Raw genomic sequence first — 15,479 nt, forward strand, 5'->3', positions numbered from 1 at the left:
CAACGTCGCGCCAATAAGGACCCCGACCCCCTGGCCCGTGTTTTATTGCCAGCGGCTGAACCCGACGCCACCGCCGAAGCGATCGTGGAGTAATTCAGATGGCCCAAGACACTGCGAAAAAAACGATCAAGATCACCCAGACCGGATCGCCGATCCGGCGCAACAAGACCCAGCGCGCGACCTTGGTCGGGCTGGGCCTGAACAAGATGCATCGCACGGTCGAGTGCGAAGCTACGCCCGAAGTCATGGGCCAGGTGTGCAAGGTCGCGCATCTGCTCAGGATCGAGCAATAATCAACTGAACGAAGGGCTTTGGCCCTGCGCGACTAAAGCGAAAGCGAGTGCACGACATGAAACTGAACGAACTCCGCGACAACGAAGGCGCCCGCAAGAGCCGGATGCGCGTCGGCCGGGGCATTGGCTCGGGCAAAGGCAAGACCGCCGGGCGTGGTCAGAAGGGCCAAAAGAGCCGCTCGGGTGTCTCGATCAAGGGCTTCGAAGGCGGGCAGATGCCGCTCCACATGCGGCTCCCGAAGCGCGGCTTCAACAACATCTTCGCCAAGGATTTCGCGGAAGTGAACCTGGGCGAGATCCAGAAAATGATCGATGCTGGCAAGCTCGCCGACAAGGGCACGCTCGACCATGCAGCGCTCAAGGCCGCCGGCCTCGCGCGCGGTGGCCGTGACGGCGTGCGCCTGCTCGGCAAGGGCGTGCTCACCGCCAAGGTTAGCTTCAAGGTCTCGGGTGCGTCCAAGGGCGCGCTCGAAGCGGTCGAAAAGGCTGGTGGCAAGGTTGAGGTGATGAATGTCGTCACCGCTGCCGAGAAAGCCGCCGCAAAGAAGGGCAAGGCCCGCCTCGCCCGGATCGCCGCCAAGGACGAAAAGAACGCCGCGAAGAAGAAGGCCTGACGCTTTTCCGGCGTTGGGGGCTTCGCATCGCGCCTCGAGTGACTATATCGGGCGGCGGGGGATTTCAGTCCGCCGTCGCCTTGATTTTTTAAGGGTATCGAATGGCATCCGCAGCCGAACAACTCGCTTCCAACATTTCGCTGTCGAGTTTCTCCAAGGCGACCGAGCTCAAGACCCGCTTGTGGTTCACGCTCGGCGCGTTGGTCCTGTTCCGATTGCTGTCGTTCGTGCCGATGCCGGGTATCAACCCCGGCGCGATGGCCGATCTGTATCAGACGCAGAGCGGCGGCATTCTCGATGTCTTCAACACCTTCTCCGGCGGCGCGCTCGAACGCGCCAGCATCGTCGCGCTCGGCGTGATGCCCTACATCACCGCCTCGATCGTGGTGCAGCTCGGCGCAACCCTGTGGCCCGCGTGGCAGGCACTCAAGAAAGAGGGCGAGACCGGGCGCAAGAAGCTCAACCAATATACCCGCTACCTGACCGTGCTGCTGACCAGCGTTCAGGGCTATTTCATCGCTGTCGGGCTTGAGAGCATCGGCGCGAGCCAGGGCATTGGCGCGGTGGTCGAACCGGGCATGACGTTCCGCATCGCAGCGACGATCAGCCTGGTTGGCGGCACCTTGTTCCTGATGTGGATCGGTGAGCAGATCACCAGCCGCGGGATCGGCAATGGCATCTCCCTGATCATCATGGCCGGCATCGTTGCCGCGATGCCGCGCGGCATCGCCCGCTTGCTCGAAGGCGGTCGCAGCGGGACGATGGACCCGACCGTGGTGATGGGGATCATCGCTTTGGTCGTCATCCTGACCCTGTTCATCTGCTTCATGGAGCGCGCCCAGCGCCGCGTGCTGGTGCAATATCCCAAACGCCAAACCGCGCGTGGCATGACCCAGCAGGAACGCAGCCATCTGCCGATGAAGATCAACATCGCGGGCGTCATTCCGCCGATCTTTGCCTCGTCATTGTTGCTGATGCCGCTGACCGTGATCCAGATGTCGGGTGCGGGCAACGACCCCAATGCCAGCGACTGGCTGATCACCATCAGCACCTATCTCCAGCATGGTGCGCCGCTGTATCTCGCGCTGTACGCGGCGGGGATCATCTTCTTCTGCTTCTTCTACTCCGCGGTGCAGTTCAACAGCGAGGAAACGGCGGAGAATCTCAAGCGCCACGGCGGCTTCATCCCCGGCATCCGCCCGGGCAAGGCAACCGAAAATTACTTCGATTATCTGATCTCGCGCATTACCGTGATCGGCGCTGCGTATCTGGTGCTGATCTGCCTTATCCCCGAAGTGCTTGCATCGCAGACCGGAATCGCGCTCCAGCTCGGCGGAACCAGCTTGCTGATCGTGGTCAATGTGACCATGGATACGGTCAGCCAGATCCAGAGCCACTTGATCGCGCATCAATATGGCGACTTGATCAAGAAGGCCAAGCTGAAGGGCGGACGCCGGCGCTAGACCGGGCTGCTGAGGGGGAGAGGACGTGGCGTTGGACATCATCTTGCTGGGCCCGCCGGGCGCTGGAAAAGGCACCCAGGCGAAGCGGCTCGAGGAGCGGCGCGGGATGGTCCAGCTGTCGACCGGCGACATGCTCCGCTCCGCGCGTGAAGCGGGCACCCCGGTTGGCCTTCGCGTTCGCGCGGTGATGGACCGTGGCGAACTGGTCAGCGACGCAATCGTCTCGGCGCTGATCGGCGAACATCTCGAGAATAGCGGCACCGGCGCGATCTTCGACGGTTATCCGCGCACCCACCCGCAAGCCGAAGCGCTCGAGATTTTGCTCGAGGAACGCGCCCGCAAGATCGACCATGTGATCGAATTGGTGGTCGACGAGGAAGCACTCGTGACCCGTATCACCGGTCGCTTCACTTGCTCCAAATGCGGCGCGCCTTATCATGATACGCTTCACCTGCCGAAGGTTGCGGGCGTGTGCGATATTTGCGCCGGCACCGACTTCAAGCGCCGCCCCGACGACAACGAACAAACTGTGCGCACCCGAATGGCTGAATATCGCGAAAAAACCGCGCCGATTTTGCCCTTCTACGAAGCCAAGGGCCTCGTCCGCCGGGTCGACGGGATGCAGTCAGTCGAAGCCGTCGCCGCGGCGATCGACGCGTTTCTGGATAGCTGATTTAGGCGCGTTCCAGCGTCGTGAACCGATATCCTTCGCGCATCCCTTCGGGCGGATGGTCCTCGCAGGCCGTCTCGCGCCAGCTGCCCTCGTTGCGCGGGTCGTCCATGAAGGTATCGCCGTCGACTTCGGCCAGCACTTCGGTCAGTTCGATCTTCTGCGCCAGCTCGTGAAACATTTCGAAAATCGAAGTGCCGCCGATGACCGTCACCCGGTCGCCCCCCGCCAGCTTGAGCGCGCCATCGCGGTCGCGCGCCACCTCGACCCCATCGACCGCCCAATCGGCATCGCGGGTCAGCACGATATGGCGGCGGCCGGGCAGCAGACCGGGCAGGCTGTCGAAGGTCTTACGGCCCATGATCATCGCCGATCCCATCGTCACCGCCTTGAAATGCTTGAGGTCGCCGGGCAGGTGCCACGGCAGTGTCCCGTCCTTGCCGATGGTGCCGTTGATCGCCCGCGCGACGACGATGGTGATATCTGGTTTGGCCATGCCCCCTTATTGCTTGTCGGGCGCGGCTTTGCAAAAGCGGTAGATGAAGGAGCGGAACAATGGGTCGTCGACAGGGCGTGGGGATCGGGTTCCTTGGCTTGGCCGCGCTCGCCGCCGCCCCGCCGCCCCAGCCGCCGGAGCTCGCGATCCATGTCGGCCATCTGATCGATCCCGAGCGCGGATTGGTCGACCATGACCGTTTGGTCGTGCTGCGCGATGGCAAGATTGCCTCGGTGGGCGCGTGGGGCGGGCACGAACGAAGCGACGCGCTCGACTGGTCGGCGCGGTGGGTGCTGCCCGGACTGATCGACATGCATACCCATGTCGCCGATGGATTTGGCAGCACCAATGACCCGGCCGAGCCGCTCAAGCACAGCGCCGAGGCGACCATATTGAAGGGCGCCGAGGCAGCGCGGATCATGCTCCATTCGGGTTTCACGACGGTGCGCGACGTCGGCGTCTATCGCGGCCTGTCCGACGTCGCCTTGCGCGATGCTATCGCGGCGGGCCAGGTCGAAGGGCCGCGGATGATCGTCGCCGGCGGTTACATCACCATAAGCGGCGGCGGCGGCGCGGTCACCGGCGCGCCCAAGGGCACCGTGATCGGCCCCGAATTCCGCATCGGCGAGGCGCACACCCCGGCCGAGGCGCGTCGCCGGGTCCGCCTGCTGATCGACGGCGGCGCTGATTTCATCAAGCTGATCGCCTCGGGCGCGGTGCTGGCGATCGGCAGCGAGCCGGGCGCGCTCGAACTGACTCCGGCAATGCAGCAGGCTGCCTGTAACGAGGCCAAGGCGCGCGGGCGTTATTGCATCGCCCATGCCCATGGTGCGGAGGCGATCAAGGTAGCGATCCGCGCCGGCGCCCGGACCATCGAACATGCCTCGCTGATCGACGACGAAGGGCTGATGCTGGCCAAACAGCGCGGGGTCTGGCTCGACATGGACATTTTCAACGGCGACTGGATCGAGCAAGTCGGCACCCGCGAGGGCTGGCCGGCCGAATATCTCAGGAAGAATCGGGACACCACCGACGTCCAGCGTCAAGGTTTCGCAAAGGCCGTCAAACTGGGGGTCAAGCTAACCTTCGGCACCGACGCAGCGGTCTATCCGTTCGGTCTTGGCGCGCGCCAGTTCGCCTATATGACGCGCTTCGGAATGGTCCCGATGCAAGCGATCGCCGCCGCCACCAGCGAGGCTGCCAAGGCGCTTGGCCAGGAGGGCAAATTGGGTTCGGTCCGCCCTGGCGCGGCGGGTGACCTTGTCGCGGTCGACGCCGATCCTGTGGCCGACATCGCGGCGTTGCGCTGCATATCCGACGTGGTCCAAGCCGGGCGGCTGGTCCACCGCGCAGACGCCGCCCAACGATGCGACCGGCCATGAGCGGGGCCCGCCTGATCGAGACGGCGATCGCCCGTTTCGGGCCGAAGGTCGCGCTGACCGACCCCGCCGATATCGCGCCGTGGCTGACCGACTGGCGCGGGCGCTGGACGGGGGCGAGCGCGGCGATCTTGCAGCCCGCGACGACCGAGGAGGTGGCCGCGTTGGTCGCCCTCGCCAACAAACTCGATGTCCCGCTCGTCCCCCAGGGCGGCAACACCTCGATGGTCGGCGGCGCGACCCCGCCCGCTGACGGCGGGGCGCTGATCGTCTCGCTCCGCCGGATGAATAGCATTCGCTCGATCGAGCCCGGCCATGCGGTCGCCGAAGCCGGGGTGATCCTCGAAACCCTCCACCACGCCGCCGCTGACACCGGCCAGCGCTTCCCGCTGACCTTGGGCGCACGCGGCAGCGCCACCATCGGCGGGCTGACCTCGACCAATGCGGGCGGCACCCAGGTGCTTCGCTTCGGGACGATGCGCGGGCTGGTCGAGGGGGTCGAGGCGGTGCTTCCCGACGGTACCATCCATGATGGTCTTGCTGGGCTCAAGAAAGACAATCGCGGGCCGTCGATCGACCAGATGTTGATCGGTGCCGAGGGCACGCTCGGCCTGATCACCGCCGTGCGCCTCAAACTCGTCCCTGCGGTCCACCAGCGCGCGGTGGCGTGGCTCGGGCTCGCCGACCCCGACGCCGCGCTCGCCGTGCTGCGCGCGCTTCAGGCGAGCACCGACCGCGTTGAGGGGTTCGAGATATTGCCGGCTGACAGCCTTGACGCCGCGCTTGCTCAGATTGACGGGACTCGCGCGCCGCTCGCGGCCGCGCACCCGTGGAACGCGCTGGTCGAAGCAACCTCCGCCTCACCCGACGAGGAAACCCCCGACGCCTTGCTTACCCGCCTGCTCGGCCCGTTGCTCGAACACGGTCTGATCGCCGACGCCACCATCGCCGCCAACGAAGCGCAGGCCGCTGCCTTCTGGCGAATCCGTGACAGCCTGTCGGAAGCCGAAAAAAAGCAATTCGGCCCCGCTACCCAGCACGACATCAGCGTTCCGGTGGAGGCCATGCCGCGCTTCCTGCGCGAGGCGGCGGCGGCGGTCGAAGCGGCCTTCCCCGGCACCCGCGCCTCGGGCTTCGGCCACCTCGGCGACGGCAACATCCACTTTCACGTCCGCGCGATGGCCAGAGCGAATGACTACGGGGGCGACGACTGGATCAATCAAGAAGGCGCTGACGTCACCCGCCTGGTCGACGATCTCGTCACCGCTGCGGGCGGATCGATCAGCGCCGAACATGGCATCGGCCAGATGAAGCGCACCGAGCTCGCCCGCCTCTCGCCCGCCCGCGTCGCCGCGATCCGTGCGCTCAAGGCGGGGCTCGACCCCAAGGGCCTGATGAATCCGGGCAAGCTGATTTGATCGGCTGGCGGTGGATTGCGCTCGCGGCCCTGACCATCGCCGCCCCGTCGCTCGCCGCGTCACCCTATAAAACCTCCGGCCAATGCGCCGGCTTTCCCAAGGTATCGCTCACCACCCGCGCCGGCTCGTGCGTCGGGCTGGTCGGTTCCGGTCTCGGTTTTCCGCGCGGTCTCGTCCGGCACGGCGACTAGCTTTATATCACCGATCTCGGCGCCCGGATGCCGAACCGCGGTCGATTGCTCCGCTTGCGCCTCGATCGACCGTGGAAGCCGATGGTCCTGATGACCAAGCTCGACCGCCCCGGCGCGATGGTCATGGGTGACGATGGCTTCCTTTATATTGCAGAGGCGGGGCGGATCATCCGCGTCGATCCCGGCGCCCCCGATCGGGTCGATCCGGTCGTGACCGGCCTGCCCAGCGATGGTCTTCACAATCTTCCCGGCCTTGCGGTGGCGAAGGGTGGGGGGCTGTTCATCAGCCTCGGCTCGGCGAGCGACAATTGCGAGGATGACAAGGGTCGCCGGCCACAGTCCGGTCGTTTATGTCCGGAGCTTGCCGAACAGCCGCCGCGCGGAAGCATCCTGTTCGTGCCCCCCGATACGCCCCGCCCGGTCGCCGCGCGCTCGCTCGATGTGTTTGCGACCGGCATTCGAAGCGCGTTGGCGCTGCTGCAATTGCCCGACGGTCTGCTCCTCGCCGCCTCCAACGGGCGCGACAATATCGACTCGGTCGATCCGCAGCTGTCCGACCAGAAACTGCCGCATGACATGTTGCTCGCCGTCACCCGGGGCAGTCGTCACGGCTGGCCCTATTGCTTCGACCTTGCCCGCCCCAGTCCCGAATATCCGCGCGCTCGCTGCCGTGACTTCGTCCGCCCGGCGATGCTGTTTCCGGCCCACGCCGCGCCGCTGGCGATGCTCGGCTATCGCGGCTCGGCAATTCCGGCGGCGAAGGGCAAATTGGTCGTCGCCTATCACGGCTATCGCGCCGCCGGGCATCGCATCGTCGCCTTCGCTACCAACGCCAGGGGCGTGCCGCTGGGTCGCTCGATCGACCTTGTATCGGGCTGGACGGCGGTGCGTGGGCTGCGGCCGCAGGGCGCGCCGGTGGCGATGCTCGAACTGGCCGACGGCTCGATCCTGATCCTTGAGGATCATAACGGCACGTTGCTCCGCCTCGCCAAGCCCTAAAGCTGCGCCTTTGCTAGGGCTTTTGGGCGAACCAGATGGTGTGGCGCGCACCCTTGCCGTTGGCGCGCGCGGTGGTGGTCACTTCGTCGATCGCGAAGCCGGCTTCGTCAAGCCGCCGCGTGAAGTGCCGATCGGGGGCGGCGGACCACACGGCCAGGATCCCGCCACGTTTCAGCGCCGTCATCGCCGCGCGCAGTCCAGGGGCCGAATACAGCCGGTTATTGGCGTCGCGGGTCAGGCCGTCGGGGCCATTGTCGACATCGAGCAGGATCGCGTCGTACGTGCCCTCGCGGATGACGTCGGCGACATCGGCAATGATCAGCTCGACCCGGGGATCGGCCAGCGCATCGCCGCTCAGCTCGGGCATATATCGTTTCGCCCACGCAACGACTTCGGGCACTAACTCCACAATCGTGATTTTCCCCTTCGGCGAAAGCGCGTCACATGCTGCTCTGAGGGTGAAACCCATGCCATATCCACCGATCAGCAAATGCGCATCGCGGTTGCCCAATCGCTCGATCGTCATGTTGGCCAGCGCTTGTTCCGACCCGCTCATCCGGCTGTTCATCAATTCGTTGCGGTCGAGCACGATCATGTAATCGGCGCCGCGACGGAATAGCCGCAGCTGCTCACCGCCGCCGGGGACCATTGCAGTGGCGAGCAATTCGCGGGGGATCATCGATCGGTCTCGCTCGAAAAAAGGCGCGCCAAACCGGAAAGCCCTGGGCACTCGACGCATTGCGAAATTTTTGGACCCGCGGTCAAGTGACGGTCGTTTGGCGAGCGTATCGCCCGACTTCGTCAACCGCCTTGCTCGCACCACTAGGCAAGGTGATTTTGCGTCGTTACGACGGTGACGATCAATCGGGGATAGTGATGTTGCAAGGTGTCCGGGGTTGGGTAAGACGGCACCCGAAATGGTCGATCTTCATTGGCCTGGTCGTCGGCCTGATCCTTTGGACGATGCTTCGGCCGACGCCGAAGAATTATGAATATGTGGTGCAGAAGGCCGATCGTGGCGAAGTTGTTCGCCGAGTCACTGCCTCGGGCAAGTTGCGCGCGCTGAACACGATCAAGGTCGGTGCCGAAGTCTCGGGCCAGATCACCCGCGTCTTCGTCGATTTCAATTCTCCGGTTACCAAGGGCCAGGTGCTGGCCGAGATCGATCCCACCCGGCTTCGTGCCCGGGTTGCGCAATCGCGCGCCCAGGTTGCGGTCGCCCAGGCGTCGCTGGCGCAGGCCCAGGCATCGATCAGCCGCGCCCAGTCGGATATCGGCACGCAGGAACGCGATTTTGCTCGCCGCTCATCGCTCGCGAAGAGCGGATTTACGTCGAAGACCGGGCTGGATACGTCCGCCAATGCGCTCGCGGCGTCGCGGGCCGGTGCGCGCACCGCCATTGCCCAGGCGGCCAGCGCGCGGGCCCAGATTGCGCAGGCCCAGGCCGAATTGTCCTCGACTGAGCTCGACCTGTCGCGGACCACCATCGTCGCGCCCGCAAGTGGGGTAATCATCAACAAATTGGTCGAACCCGGAACGACCGTTGCGGCCAGCTTCCAGACTCCTAATTTGTTCGAAATTGCCGCTGACACGACCCGCATGCAGGTTGAAGCGTCGGTCGACGAGGCGGATATCGGGCAGGTGCGCGACGGCCAGCCAGTACGGTTCACCGTCGATGCCTATCCAGGCGAAACCTTCGCCGCGACCGTTCGCCAGATCCGCAAGTCAGCGACCGAATTGCAGAACGTGGTCAGCTACCTCGTCATCCTCGACGTCGACAATAAGGACGGCAAATTGCTCCCCGGTATGACCGCTAATGTCGAAGTGATTACCGGCAGCCGACCGAATGTCGTCCGCGTGCCGACCGCCGCGCTCCGCTTCAGGCCGCGCAAGGACGATCTACCGGGGGAAAAGGACCTGCCGTCTAGCACCCCGGTGATTTACGTCGCCACTGCCGACCCTTTCCGGCCCGAGCGGCGGACCGTCAAGCTCGGTCTCCAGGGTGAAGATTATGTCGAGATCCTCAAAGGCATCGTACCGGGGGAAAAGCTAATCATCCGCAGCAAATCGACCCTCAAGAAGAAGTCGGCGGACGAAGATACCGACGATGACAGCGACAATGCCAGCAGCGGTTGATCCGCCGCTCCTCGAAACGCGGGACCTCGTGAAGGAATATGTCCTGGGGGGCGAAACGGTGCACGCCGTTGCGGGGGTATCGCTCAAAATCACGCGCGGCGAATTTGTCGCGATCATGGGCGCGTCAGGCTCGGGCAAGTCGACCTTCATGAACATGATCGGCGCGCTCGACGTGCCGACCGCCGGACATTTGCTGCTCGACGGGATCGACACCGCCGGCCTGTCGAGCGACGAGCTGGCCGACATTCGCAATCGCAAGATCGGCTTCGTGTTCCAGCAGTTCAATCTCCTCGCGCGCACCTCGGCGACGGACAATGTCGCGGTGCCTTTGATCTACGCCGGTGTTGGCGGGGCCGAGCGGCGCGCGCGCGCCGAGGCGACGTTGCGCGCCATGGGGCTGGGGGACCGGATGAGCCACACCCCGGCCAAATTGTCGGGCGGCCAGCAGCAGCGCGTGGCGATTGCGCGGGCGCTGGTGACCAACCCGCTTATGGTGCTTGCCGACGAGCCAACCGGCGCGCTCGACACGCACACGTCGGAAGACATCATGGGCATCTTCCAACGCCTTAACGACGACGGCATCACCGTCATTGTGGTGACCCACGAGCCCGAAGTGGCGCAATATGCCAGCCGCCGGATCCTGTTTCGCGATGGCAAGGTGATCGAAGATGCGCCGGTCGTCGATCGGCGCCGCGCAGCATGAATTTGACCCGCACGTTCGCCTCGTGGGGCCTCAATATCGCGATCGCCCTGGTCGCGCTTCGCACCAACTTGATGCGCTCGATCCTGACCACCTTGGGGGTGATGATCGGCGTGCTTGCGGTCATTCTCGCGGTTGCCGTCGGCGATGGCGCCAAGGCCAGCGTGATGGACTCGATCAACTCCCTGGGGTCCAACATGGCGATCATCTTTCCGCAGCCCGAGAATCGGGGCGGACGGCGCGTGGTTGATCGCGGTCGCCTGACCGAGCGCGACGCTGCCGCAATCCAGCGCCTGGTCCCCGGCGTCAGCGGGATGGCGCCGCAGCTGCGCTCGACCGTCCAGATCGTCATCCAGGGGCGCAATTCGACCACGACGGCGGTCGGCATCACATCCGAATACGGCCAGGTCGCCAATACCGAAATCGATACCGGGCGGTTTATCGCCGATGCCGATGTCCGCACCGCGGCGCGGGTCGTCGTGCTCGGCCCCAGCGTCGCGACCAAATTATTCGGCAGCTTCGACCCGCTCGGCCAATCGGTGCGGATCGCGCGGGTTCCGTTCACTATCATCGGCGTGCTTGAGTCGAAGGGATCGACTTTCGGCACTGACAATGACGACCTTGCACTGGTTCCGCTTACGACCGCGCGGCAGCGATTCTCGACCGTCGCGGGTCAGGGGCCCGACGATTTGGCGGTGCTGTTTGTCGGGTTCGACGACGGCGTCGACCTCGCCGATGGGAAGAAGGCCATCATCCGCGTCTTGCGCGCCCGCAACAATGTTCCAAAGGGCGAAATCAGCCCGTTCACGGTCAACACCACCGAAGAGTTCATGAAACAGTCGGGCACCGTGACGGCAGTGTTTCAGGGGGTATTGGTGGCCATCGCATCGATCAGCCTGCTGGTCGGCGGGATCGGGATCATGAATATCATGCTGGTCAGCGTGACCGAACGCACGCGCGAGATCGGCTTGCGGATGGCGCTCGGTGCCAAGCGCAGCGACATCCGCAACCAGTTCCTGGTCGAGGCCGCGGTGCTATGCGTGATCGGCGGGATGATCGGACTGCTGCTGGCAAAAATATTGGCCCGGGTGTTTGAAAAGGTAGCTGACTTCCCGGCACCGATTGGCGCGGGAACAGTGGTCGGTGCAATCTTGTTCTCGGCGTTCATCGGCCTGGCCTTCGGCAGCTATCCGGCGATCCGGGCGTCGCGCCTGTCCCCGATCGAGGCGCTTCGAAGCGAATAGTCGCGGGCAATCCGCCCACGCGCTTCGATATTATCGTTGGGGCTAGAGTTGGGGAAATTGGCGCGCCCGGCTGGATTCGAACCAGCGGCCTCAAGATTAGAAGTCTCGTGCTCTATCCAGCTGAGCTACGGGCGCTTGGGGGTGGCATATGTCCCGGCGCGGAACGCCGCAAGGCCGAACGGCCGCCCGAGCTTATGCGAGCCATTTCGCGCTAAACAATCAACTCACCGCTTCGAGCAAGCCTTTGAACAACCGGCGACCGTCGGTCCCGCCATGCGCTGCCTCGATCACTCGTTCGGGGTGGGGCATCATGCCAAGCACATTGCCGGCATCATTGAGGATCCCGGCGATCGACCGCGCCGAGCCATTGACCGCGCCTGTATAACGGAATGCCACGCGGCCTTCGCCTTCGAGCCGGTCGAGCGTGGCGGCGTCGGCCTGGTAATTGCCATCATGGTGCGCGACCGGCACGGTGATTTCCTCGCCCGCTGAATAAGCGCTGGTGAAGATCGACTGGCTGGTCTCAACCTTCAGGCCGACCGAGCGACAGACGAAATGCAGCCCGGCGTTGCGCATTAGCGCGCCGGGCAGCAGCCCCGCCTCGGTCGGTACCTGAAAGCCGTTGCAAATGCCGAGCACCGGAACGCCCTTGCCCGCCGCCTCGACCACCGCCTGCATGATTGGCGATCGTGCCGCCATTGCGCCCGAGCGGAGGTAATCGCCGTAGGAAAAGCCGCCGGGGATCGCGATCAGGCCGGTGTTGGTGGGCAACTCGCTGTCGCGGTGCCAGACCATCGCCGGCGCGCGCCCGGTGACCGCCTCGATCGCCACCTTCAAGTCGCGGTCGCAGTTCGATCCGGGAAAAACGATCACCGCGCTGTGCATGGTCAGGCGCGCTCCACCCGGAAATTCTCGATCACCGTGTTGGCGAGCAATTGCTTGCACATTTCCTCAATGTCGCTGTCGCTGGTGTCGTCGGCCAAATCGAGCTCGATCAACTTGCCGGCGCGAACATCATTCACCCCGGCAAAACCGAGCGAGCCCAGTGCGTGGTGGATCGCCTTGCCCTGCGGGTCGAGCACGCCGGGCTTGAGGGTCACGAAAATGCGGGCCTTCATAGCTTGTCATCCATCGCCGGTGTCGCGGTGCCGCCCCTATGACGGGCGCGCCGCGACAGGGCAAGCTTTACCAATTTTTTACCAAGGCAGCGGCATGATTGCCCGTCGGACATGGATTCCGGCGGCATTTCGACGGGATACGACGATGGTTGCAGCACTAGCGATTATGATGTTCATCGCCCTGTTCGGCTTTGGCCAGAATTATTTCGGCTGGTCCGATCCGTCGGGCAAGATTCAACTGGCCCTCGCGACCAGCTTCATCCTCGGGATTGTCGCAAGCTACAAATCGCGGGGCTGACCCGGCGCGCGCTTGTCGCTATCAACGGCGGCGTGAAAACCCTCCCGCCCTACGCAAAATTACTCGGCCTGACCGCGATTGCCCGCGATGGTGCGCTGATTTTTCTGATGCCGTTCCACCCCGATGTCGTTGGCCGGCCGGGCTTCCTACATGGCGGCGCGATTGCCGGCCTGCTTGAATTTGCTGCGTTCGAAGCGCTCAGCGCAGCGATCGACGAACCTAACGTGGTAATGAAGCCGGTGACGGTGACGGTCGATTACATGCGTGGCGGAACCGAGGGGCTGGGCGATACCTTCGCCGCCGCAATCATCGAACGGCTCGGCAATCGAATCGCCAATGTCGAAGCCGTCGCGTGGCAGACCGACCGCGCCAAGCCAATTGCCGCCGCCAGGATCAATTTCCTGCTCGAACGGCCCTAATAACCGCTCAGCCGCGCCACCTCGCCAGCGTGGAAGCGCGGTCCGCCGAACAATTCGTCGAGCACCGCCTGGCGCTTCATGTACAGCCCGATATCATGCTCGTCGGTCATGCCGATCCCGCCGTGCATCTGGACTCCTTCCTGCACCGCCAGCCGGGCGACCTTACCCGCCTTCGCCTTGGCCACCGCGGTCATCAATTCGGCGCGCGGATCGCCCGCATCGAGCAATTGCGCGGCCTTAAGCGCCGTCGCCCGCGCAATCTCGATCTCGCCATAAAGGTGCGCCGCGCGATGCTGCAGCACCTGGAATTCGCCAATCAGCCGCCCGAATTGCTTGCGCTGCTTGAGATAATCGAAGGTCATTTCGCTCGCGCCTGCCGCAATCCCGACCAATTCGCTCGCCGCGCCAGCTCGCCCGGCGTTTAGCCCGCGCGACAAAGGCGCCCAGCCGTCATCGACCTCGCCTACCACCGCATCGGCATCGACCGCGACGTTCGATAAAGTCAGCCGCGCCGCCTTCGACGAATCGGCCAATGCGACATTCTCGACCGCGACCCCGGCCATATCTTGCGGCACCGCGAACAACGTCACGCCGTTGGTCTCGCCCGCCGCACCGCCGGTCCGCGCCGCGACCAGCATCAGGTCAGCTGACGCGCCGTGGACGACAAACTGTTTGGTGCCGTTGAGCAGGAATCCATTGCCCTGCCGCTTGGCCTCCAGCGCGGTTGCTGCGGGGTTGTGGGCCTTGCCCTCATCGATCGCCAGCGCCACCACCGTCTCGCCCGCGACAATCCCCGGGAACCAGCGTTCGGCATGCGCCGACCCTTCAAGCGCGCGCACCCCAGCGACCGATGTCGTCAGAAATGGCGAAGGCGTCAAATTGCGGCCGATTTCCTCAAGCACGAGGTTGGCCTCGACCTGCCCCAACCCCGCACCGCCCGCGCTCTCCGGCACTAACATTCCGGTCAGCCCAAGCTCCGCGATCTGCTTCCACAGCCCATGCCCGAACCCGTCCTTGCACCCGCTGTCGCGCCAATGCCGGAGCTGTGGCTTGATCGCGCCTTCCTCGGCCATGAACGGCCGCACCACATCCTGCAGCATCCGTTGATCGTCAGTCAGGATCATCATTTGCTCAGGCTCCCGGCAACTGAAGGATGTGTTTGGCGACGATCCCGAGCTGAACTTCGCTGGTCCCGCCTTCGATCGAATTGGCCTTGGTACGGAGCCATTCGCGGGGCAGCTTGCCGCCCTTTGATCGGTCGCTGTCCCATTCCAGCGCGTCCGATCCGCCGGCTGCCATCGCCAGTTCGTGGCGGCGTTTGTTGAGCTCGGTCCCGGCATATTTCATCATGCTCGGCATCGCCGGATGCGCCTCGCCGGCTTTCAGCTGGTCGATGAACTTTTCGCTCATCGCCGCGAACGCCAAGGCGTCGACGTCAAACTCCGCGATCTCGGCGCGGAGCAGCGCATCCTCGACCCCGCCAACCTCGGCGCCAAGCGCCTTGCGCGCCCCGCCCAGGCCAAGTCCGCTGATCATCTCGCGCTCATGACCGAGGAGGTATTTGGCGACGTCCCAGCCCTTGTTCTCGGTTCCGACCAATTGGTCCTTGGGCACCTTCACATCGTCGAAAAACGTCTCGCAGAAGGGTGAATTGCCGCTGATCAGCAGGATCGGCTTGGTCGATACCCCGGGGCTTGCCATGTCGAACAGCAGGAAGCTGATGCCGCCATGCTTCGACTCGCTCGATGTCCGCACAAGACAAAAGATCCAGTCGGCTTCGTCGGCATAGCTGGTCCACACCTTTTGCCCGTTGACAACATAATGGTCGCCCGCATCCTCGGCCTTGGTCTGCAACCCAGCGAGGTCGCTGCCCGCACCGGGCTCGCTATAGCCCTGGCACCAGCGGATTTCCCCGCGCGCAATCTGCCCGAGATAATGCTTCTTCTGCTCCTCATTGCCGAACTTCAGCAACGCCGGCCCGAGCATCGAAATGCCGAAGCTCATCAGCGGCGACCGCGCCCCGATCGCCGCCATTTCTTCC

19 protein-coding genes and 1 tRNA gene are annotated in these 15,479 nt (G+C 64.4%); 13 read left to right on the forward strand and 7 right to left on the reverse strand.

What is annotated here, in order from left to right; all coding sequences use genetic code 11:
- The first annotated feature begins 98 nt into the window (after positions 1-98).
- The 4 genes from rpmD (at position 99) to RMN73_RS03260 (ending at position 3,043) form a co-directional block, all read left to right on the forward strand.
- Entirely contained in the window at positions 99-293 is a 195-nt protein-coding gene (gene rpmD, locus RMN73_RS03245) for a 50S ribosomal protein L30 (protein ID WP_309601883.1), read from the forward strand.
- A gap of 56 nt (positions 294-349) precedes the next feature.
- On the forward strand, positions 350-907 hold the full coding sequence (gene rplO, locus RMN73_RS03250) for a 50S ribosomal protein L15 (protein WP_309601884.1): 558 nt from the start codon (positions 350-352) through the stop codon (positions 905-907).
- A 101-nt stretch (positions 908-1,008) separates the two neighbouring features.
- Complete coding sequence (gene secY / locus RMN73_RS03255) at positions 1,009-2,370, forward strand: preprotein translocase subunit SecY (protein WP_309601885.1); 1,362 nt, start codon at positions 1,009-1,011, stop codon at positions 2,368-2,370.
- 31 nt (positions 2,371-2,401) lie between these two features.
- Positions 2,402-3,043, forward strand: coding sequence for an adenylate kinase (locus RMN73_RS03260; RefSeq protein ID WP_309601900.1), 642 nt, complete (start codon positions 2,402-2,404; stop codon positions 3,041-3,043).
- A gap of 1 nt (position 3,044) precedes the next feature.
- Here RMN73_RS03260 and RMN73_RS03265 read toward each other — a convergent pair whose 3' ends face one another.
- Positions 3,045-3,536, reverse strand: a complete 492-nt coding sequence (locus RMN73_RS03265; protein WP_309601886.1) for a dihydrofolate reductase — start codon at positions 3,534-3,536, stop codon at positions 3,045-3,047.
- 59 nt (positions 3,537-3,595) lie between these two features.
- On the opposite strand from RMN73_RS03265, the gene RMN73_RS03270 reads away from it, so the two are divergent.
- The 4 genes from RMN73_RS03270 (at position 3,596) to RMN73_RS03285 (ending at position 7,523) form a co-directional block, all read left to right on the forward strand.
- On the forward strand, positions 3,596-4,918 hold the full coding sequence (locus tag RMN73_RS03270) for an amidohydrolase family protein (protein WP_309601887.1): 1,323 nt from the start codon (positions 3,596-3,598) through the stop codon (positions 4,916-4,918).
- The gene (locus RMN73_RS03275; RefSeq protein WP_309601888.1) at positions 4,915-6,333 is read left to right on the forward strand and encodes an FAD-binding oxidoreductase; all 1,419 of its coding nucleotides are present in this window, start codon (positions 4,915-4,917) and stop codon (positions 6,331-6,333) included. Before RMN73_RS03270 ends, RMN73_RS03275 begins: the two co-directional genes overlap by 4 nt.
- A complete protein-coding gene (locus RMN73_RS03280) occupies positions 6,330-6,524 on the forward strand; it encodes a hypothetical protein (RefSeq protein WP_309601889.1) in 195 nt (64 codons plus the stop codon). The genes RMN73_RS03275 and RMN73_RS03280 overlap by 4 nt, the downstream gene beginning before the upstream one ends.
- A 90-nt stretch (positions 6,525-6,614) precedes the next feature.
- Complete coding sequence (locus RMN73_RS03285) at positions 6,615-7,523, forward strand: hypothetical protein (protein WP_309601890.1); 909 nt, start codon at positions 6,615-6,617, stop codon at positions 7,521-7,523.
- 13 nt (positions 7,524-7,536) lie between these two features.
- Here RMN73_RS03285 and RMN73_RS03290 read toward each other — a convergent pair whose 3' ends face one another.
- The gene (locus tag RMN73_RS03290; RefSeq protein ID WP_309601891.1) at positions 7,537-8,202 is read right to left on the reverse strand and encodes a spermidine synthase; all 666 of its coding nucleotides are present in this window, start codon (positions 8,200-8,202) and stop codon (positions 7,537-7,539) included.
- A gap of 86 nt (positions 8,203-8,288) precedes the next feature.
- Between RMN73_RS03290 and RMN73_RS03295 the strand changes: the two genes are divergently transcribed.
- Genes RMN73_RS03295 through RMN73_RS03305 form a run of 3 tightly spaced genes read left to right on the forward strand, consistent with a single transcriptional unit; the run spans position 8,289 to position 11,603 of the window.
- Positions 8,289-9,659, forward strand: coding sequence for an efflux RND transporter periplasmic adaptor subunit (locus RMN73_RS03295; protein WP_309601892.1), 1,371 nt, complete (start codon positions 8,289-8,291; stop codon positions 9,657-9,659).
- 28 nt (positions 9,660-9,687) lie between these two features.
- Positions 9,688-10,362, forward strand: a complete 675-nt coding sequence (locus RMN73_RS03300) for an ABC transporter ATP-binding protein (RefSeq protein ID WP_309601893.1) — start codon at positions 9,688-9,690, stop codon at positions 10,360-10,362.
- Positions 10,359-11,603, forward strand: coding sequence for an ABC transporter permease (locus tag RMN73_RS03305; RefSeq protein ID WP_309601894.1), 1,245 nt, complete (start codon positions 10,359-10,361; stop codon positions 11,601-11,603). The genes RMN73_RS03300 and RMN73_RS03305 overlap by 4 nt, the downstream gene beginning before the upstream one ends.
- A 58-nt stretch (positions 11,604-11,661) precedes the next feature.
- Here the strand turns inward: RMN73_RS03305 and RMN73_RS03310 are convergent.
- The 3 genes from RMN73_RS03310 to purS all read right to left on the reverse strand — a co-directional run bounded on the left by RMN73_RS03310 (position 11,662) and on the right by purS (position 12,721).
- Positions 11,662-11,738, reverse strand: a tRNA-Arg gene (locus tag RMN73_RS03310).
- A gap of 84 nt (positions 11,739-11,822) precedes the next feature.
- A complete protein-coding gene (gene purQ, locus RMN73_RS03315) occupies positions 11,823-12,488 on the reverse strand; it encodes a phosphoribosylformylglycinamidine synthase subunit PurQ (RefSeq protein ID WP_309601895.1) in 666 nt (221 codons plus the stop codon).
- A gap of 2 nt (positions 12,489-12,490) precedes the next feature.
- The gene (gene purS, locus RMN73_RS03320) at positions 12,491-12,721 is read right to left on the reverse strand and encodes a phosphoribosylformylglycinamidine synthase subunit PurS (RefSeq protein ID WP_309601896.1); all 231 of its coding nucleotides are present in this window, start codon (positions 12,719-12,721) and stop codon (positions 12,491-12,493) included.
- A gap of 166 nt (positions 12,722-12,887) precedes the next feature.
- Between purS and RMN73_RS03325 the strand changes: the two genes are divergently transcribed.
- Together RMN73_RS03325 and RMN73_RS03330 are read left to right on the forward strand one after the other, a co-directional pair.
- Positions 12,888-13,019: a hypothetical protein gene (locus tag RMN73_RS03325; RefSeq protein WP_309601897.1), complete on the forward strand. Its 132-nt coding sequence runs from the start codon at positions 12,888-12,890 to the stop codon at positions 13,017-13,019.
- Between the two features lie 32 nt (positions 13,020-13,051).
- Positions 13,052-13,438 carry a PaaI family thioesterase gene (locus tag RMN73_RS03330; protein ID WP_309601898.1) on the forward strand — a complete coding sequence of 129 codons (387 nt, stop codon included), beginning with the start codon at positions 13,052-13,054 and terminating at the stop codon, positions 13,436-13,438.
- Here the strand turns inward: RMN73_RS03330 and RMN73_RS03335 are convergent.
- Both RMN73_RS03335 and RMN73_RS03340 read right to left on the reverse strand, forming a co-directional pair.
- Positions 13,435-14,562 (reverse strand): acyl-CoA dehydrogenase family protein, encoded by a 1,128-nt coding sequence (locus RMN73_RS03335; protein ID WP_309601901.1) that lies wholly within the window; start codon positions 14,560-14,562, stop codon positions 13,435-13,437. The two genes, RMN73_RS03330 and RMN73_RS03335, sit on opposite strands and share 4 nt — an antisense overlap.
- A gap of 7 nt (positions 14,563-14,569) precedes the next feature.
- The coding region (locus RMN73_RS03340) for an acyl-CoA dehydrogenase family protein (RefSeq protein ID WP_309601899.1) at positions 14,570-15,479 on the reverse strand (910 nt) is incomplete at its 5' end.

The sequence above is a fragment of the Sphingomonas sp. genome (assembly GCF_031372575.1).
Taxonomy (GTDB): Bacteria; Pseudomonadota; Alphaproteobacteria; order Sphingomonadales; family Sphingomonadaceae; genus Sphingomicrobium.

Excerpts from the sequence above, each read along its gene's own strand:
- rpmD (WP_309601883.1), top strand. The coding sequence starts at position 99 with ATGGCCCAAGACACTGCGAAAAAAACGATCAAGATCACCCAGACCGGA.
- rplO (WP_309601884.1), top strand. The coding sequence starts at position 350 with ATGAAACTGAACGAACTCCGCGACAACGAAGGCGCCCGCAAGAGCCGG.
- secY (WP_309601885.1), top strand. The coding sequence starts at position 1,009 with ATGGCATCCGCAGCCGAACAACTCGCTTCCAACATTTCGCTGTCGAGT.
- RMN73_RS03265 (WP_309601886.1), bottom strand. The coding sequence starts at position 3,536 with ATGGCCAAACCAGATATCACCATCGTCGTCGCGCGGGCGATCAACGGC.
- RMN73_RS03270 (WP_309601887.1), top strand. The coding sequence starts at position 3,596 with ATGGGTCGTCGACAGGGCGTGGGGATCGGGTTCCTTGGCTTGGCCGCG.
- RMN73_RS03275 (WP_309601888.1), top strand. The coding sequence starts at position 4,915 with ATGAGCGGGGCCCGCCTGATCGAGACGGCGATCGCCCGTTTCGGGCCG.
- RMN73_RS03285 (WP_309601890.1), top strand. The coding sequence starts at position 6,615 with ATGACCAAGCTCGACCGCCCCGGCGCGATGGTCATGGGTGACGATGGC.
- RMN73_RS03290 (WP_309601891.1), bottom strand. The coding sequence starts at position 8,202 with ATGATCCCCCGCGAATTGCTCGCCACTGCAATGGTCCCCGGCGGCGGT.
- RMN73_RS03305 (WP_309601894.1), top strand. The coding sequence starts at position 10,359 with ATGAATTTGACCCGCACGTTCGCCTCGTGGGGCCTCAATATCGCGATC.
- purQ (WP_309601895.1), bottom strand. The coding sequence starts at position 12,488 with ATGCACAGCGCGGTGATCGTTTTTCCCGGATCGAACTGCGACCGCGAC.
- purS (WP_309601896.1), bottom strand. The coding sequence starts at position 12,721 with ATGAAGGCCCGCATTTTCGTGACCCTCAAGCCCGGCGTGCTCGACCCG.
- RMN73_RS03325 (WP_309601897.1), top strand. The coding sequence starts at position 12,888 with ATGATGTTCATCGCCCTGTTCGGCTTTGGCCAGAATTATTTCGGCTGG.
- RMN73_RS03335 (WP_309601901.1), bottom strand. The coding sequence starts at position 14,562 with ATGATCCTGACTGACGATCAACGGATGCTGCAGGATGTGGTGCGGCCG.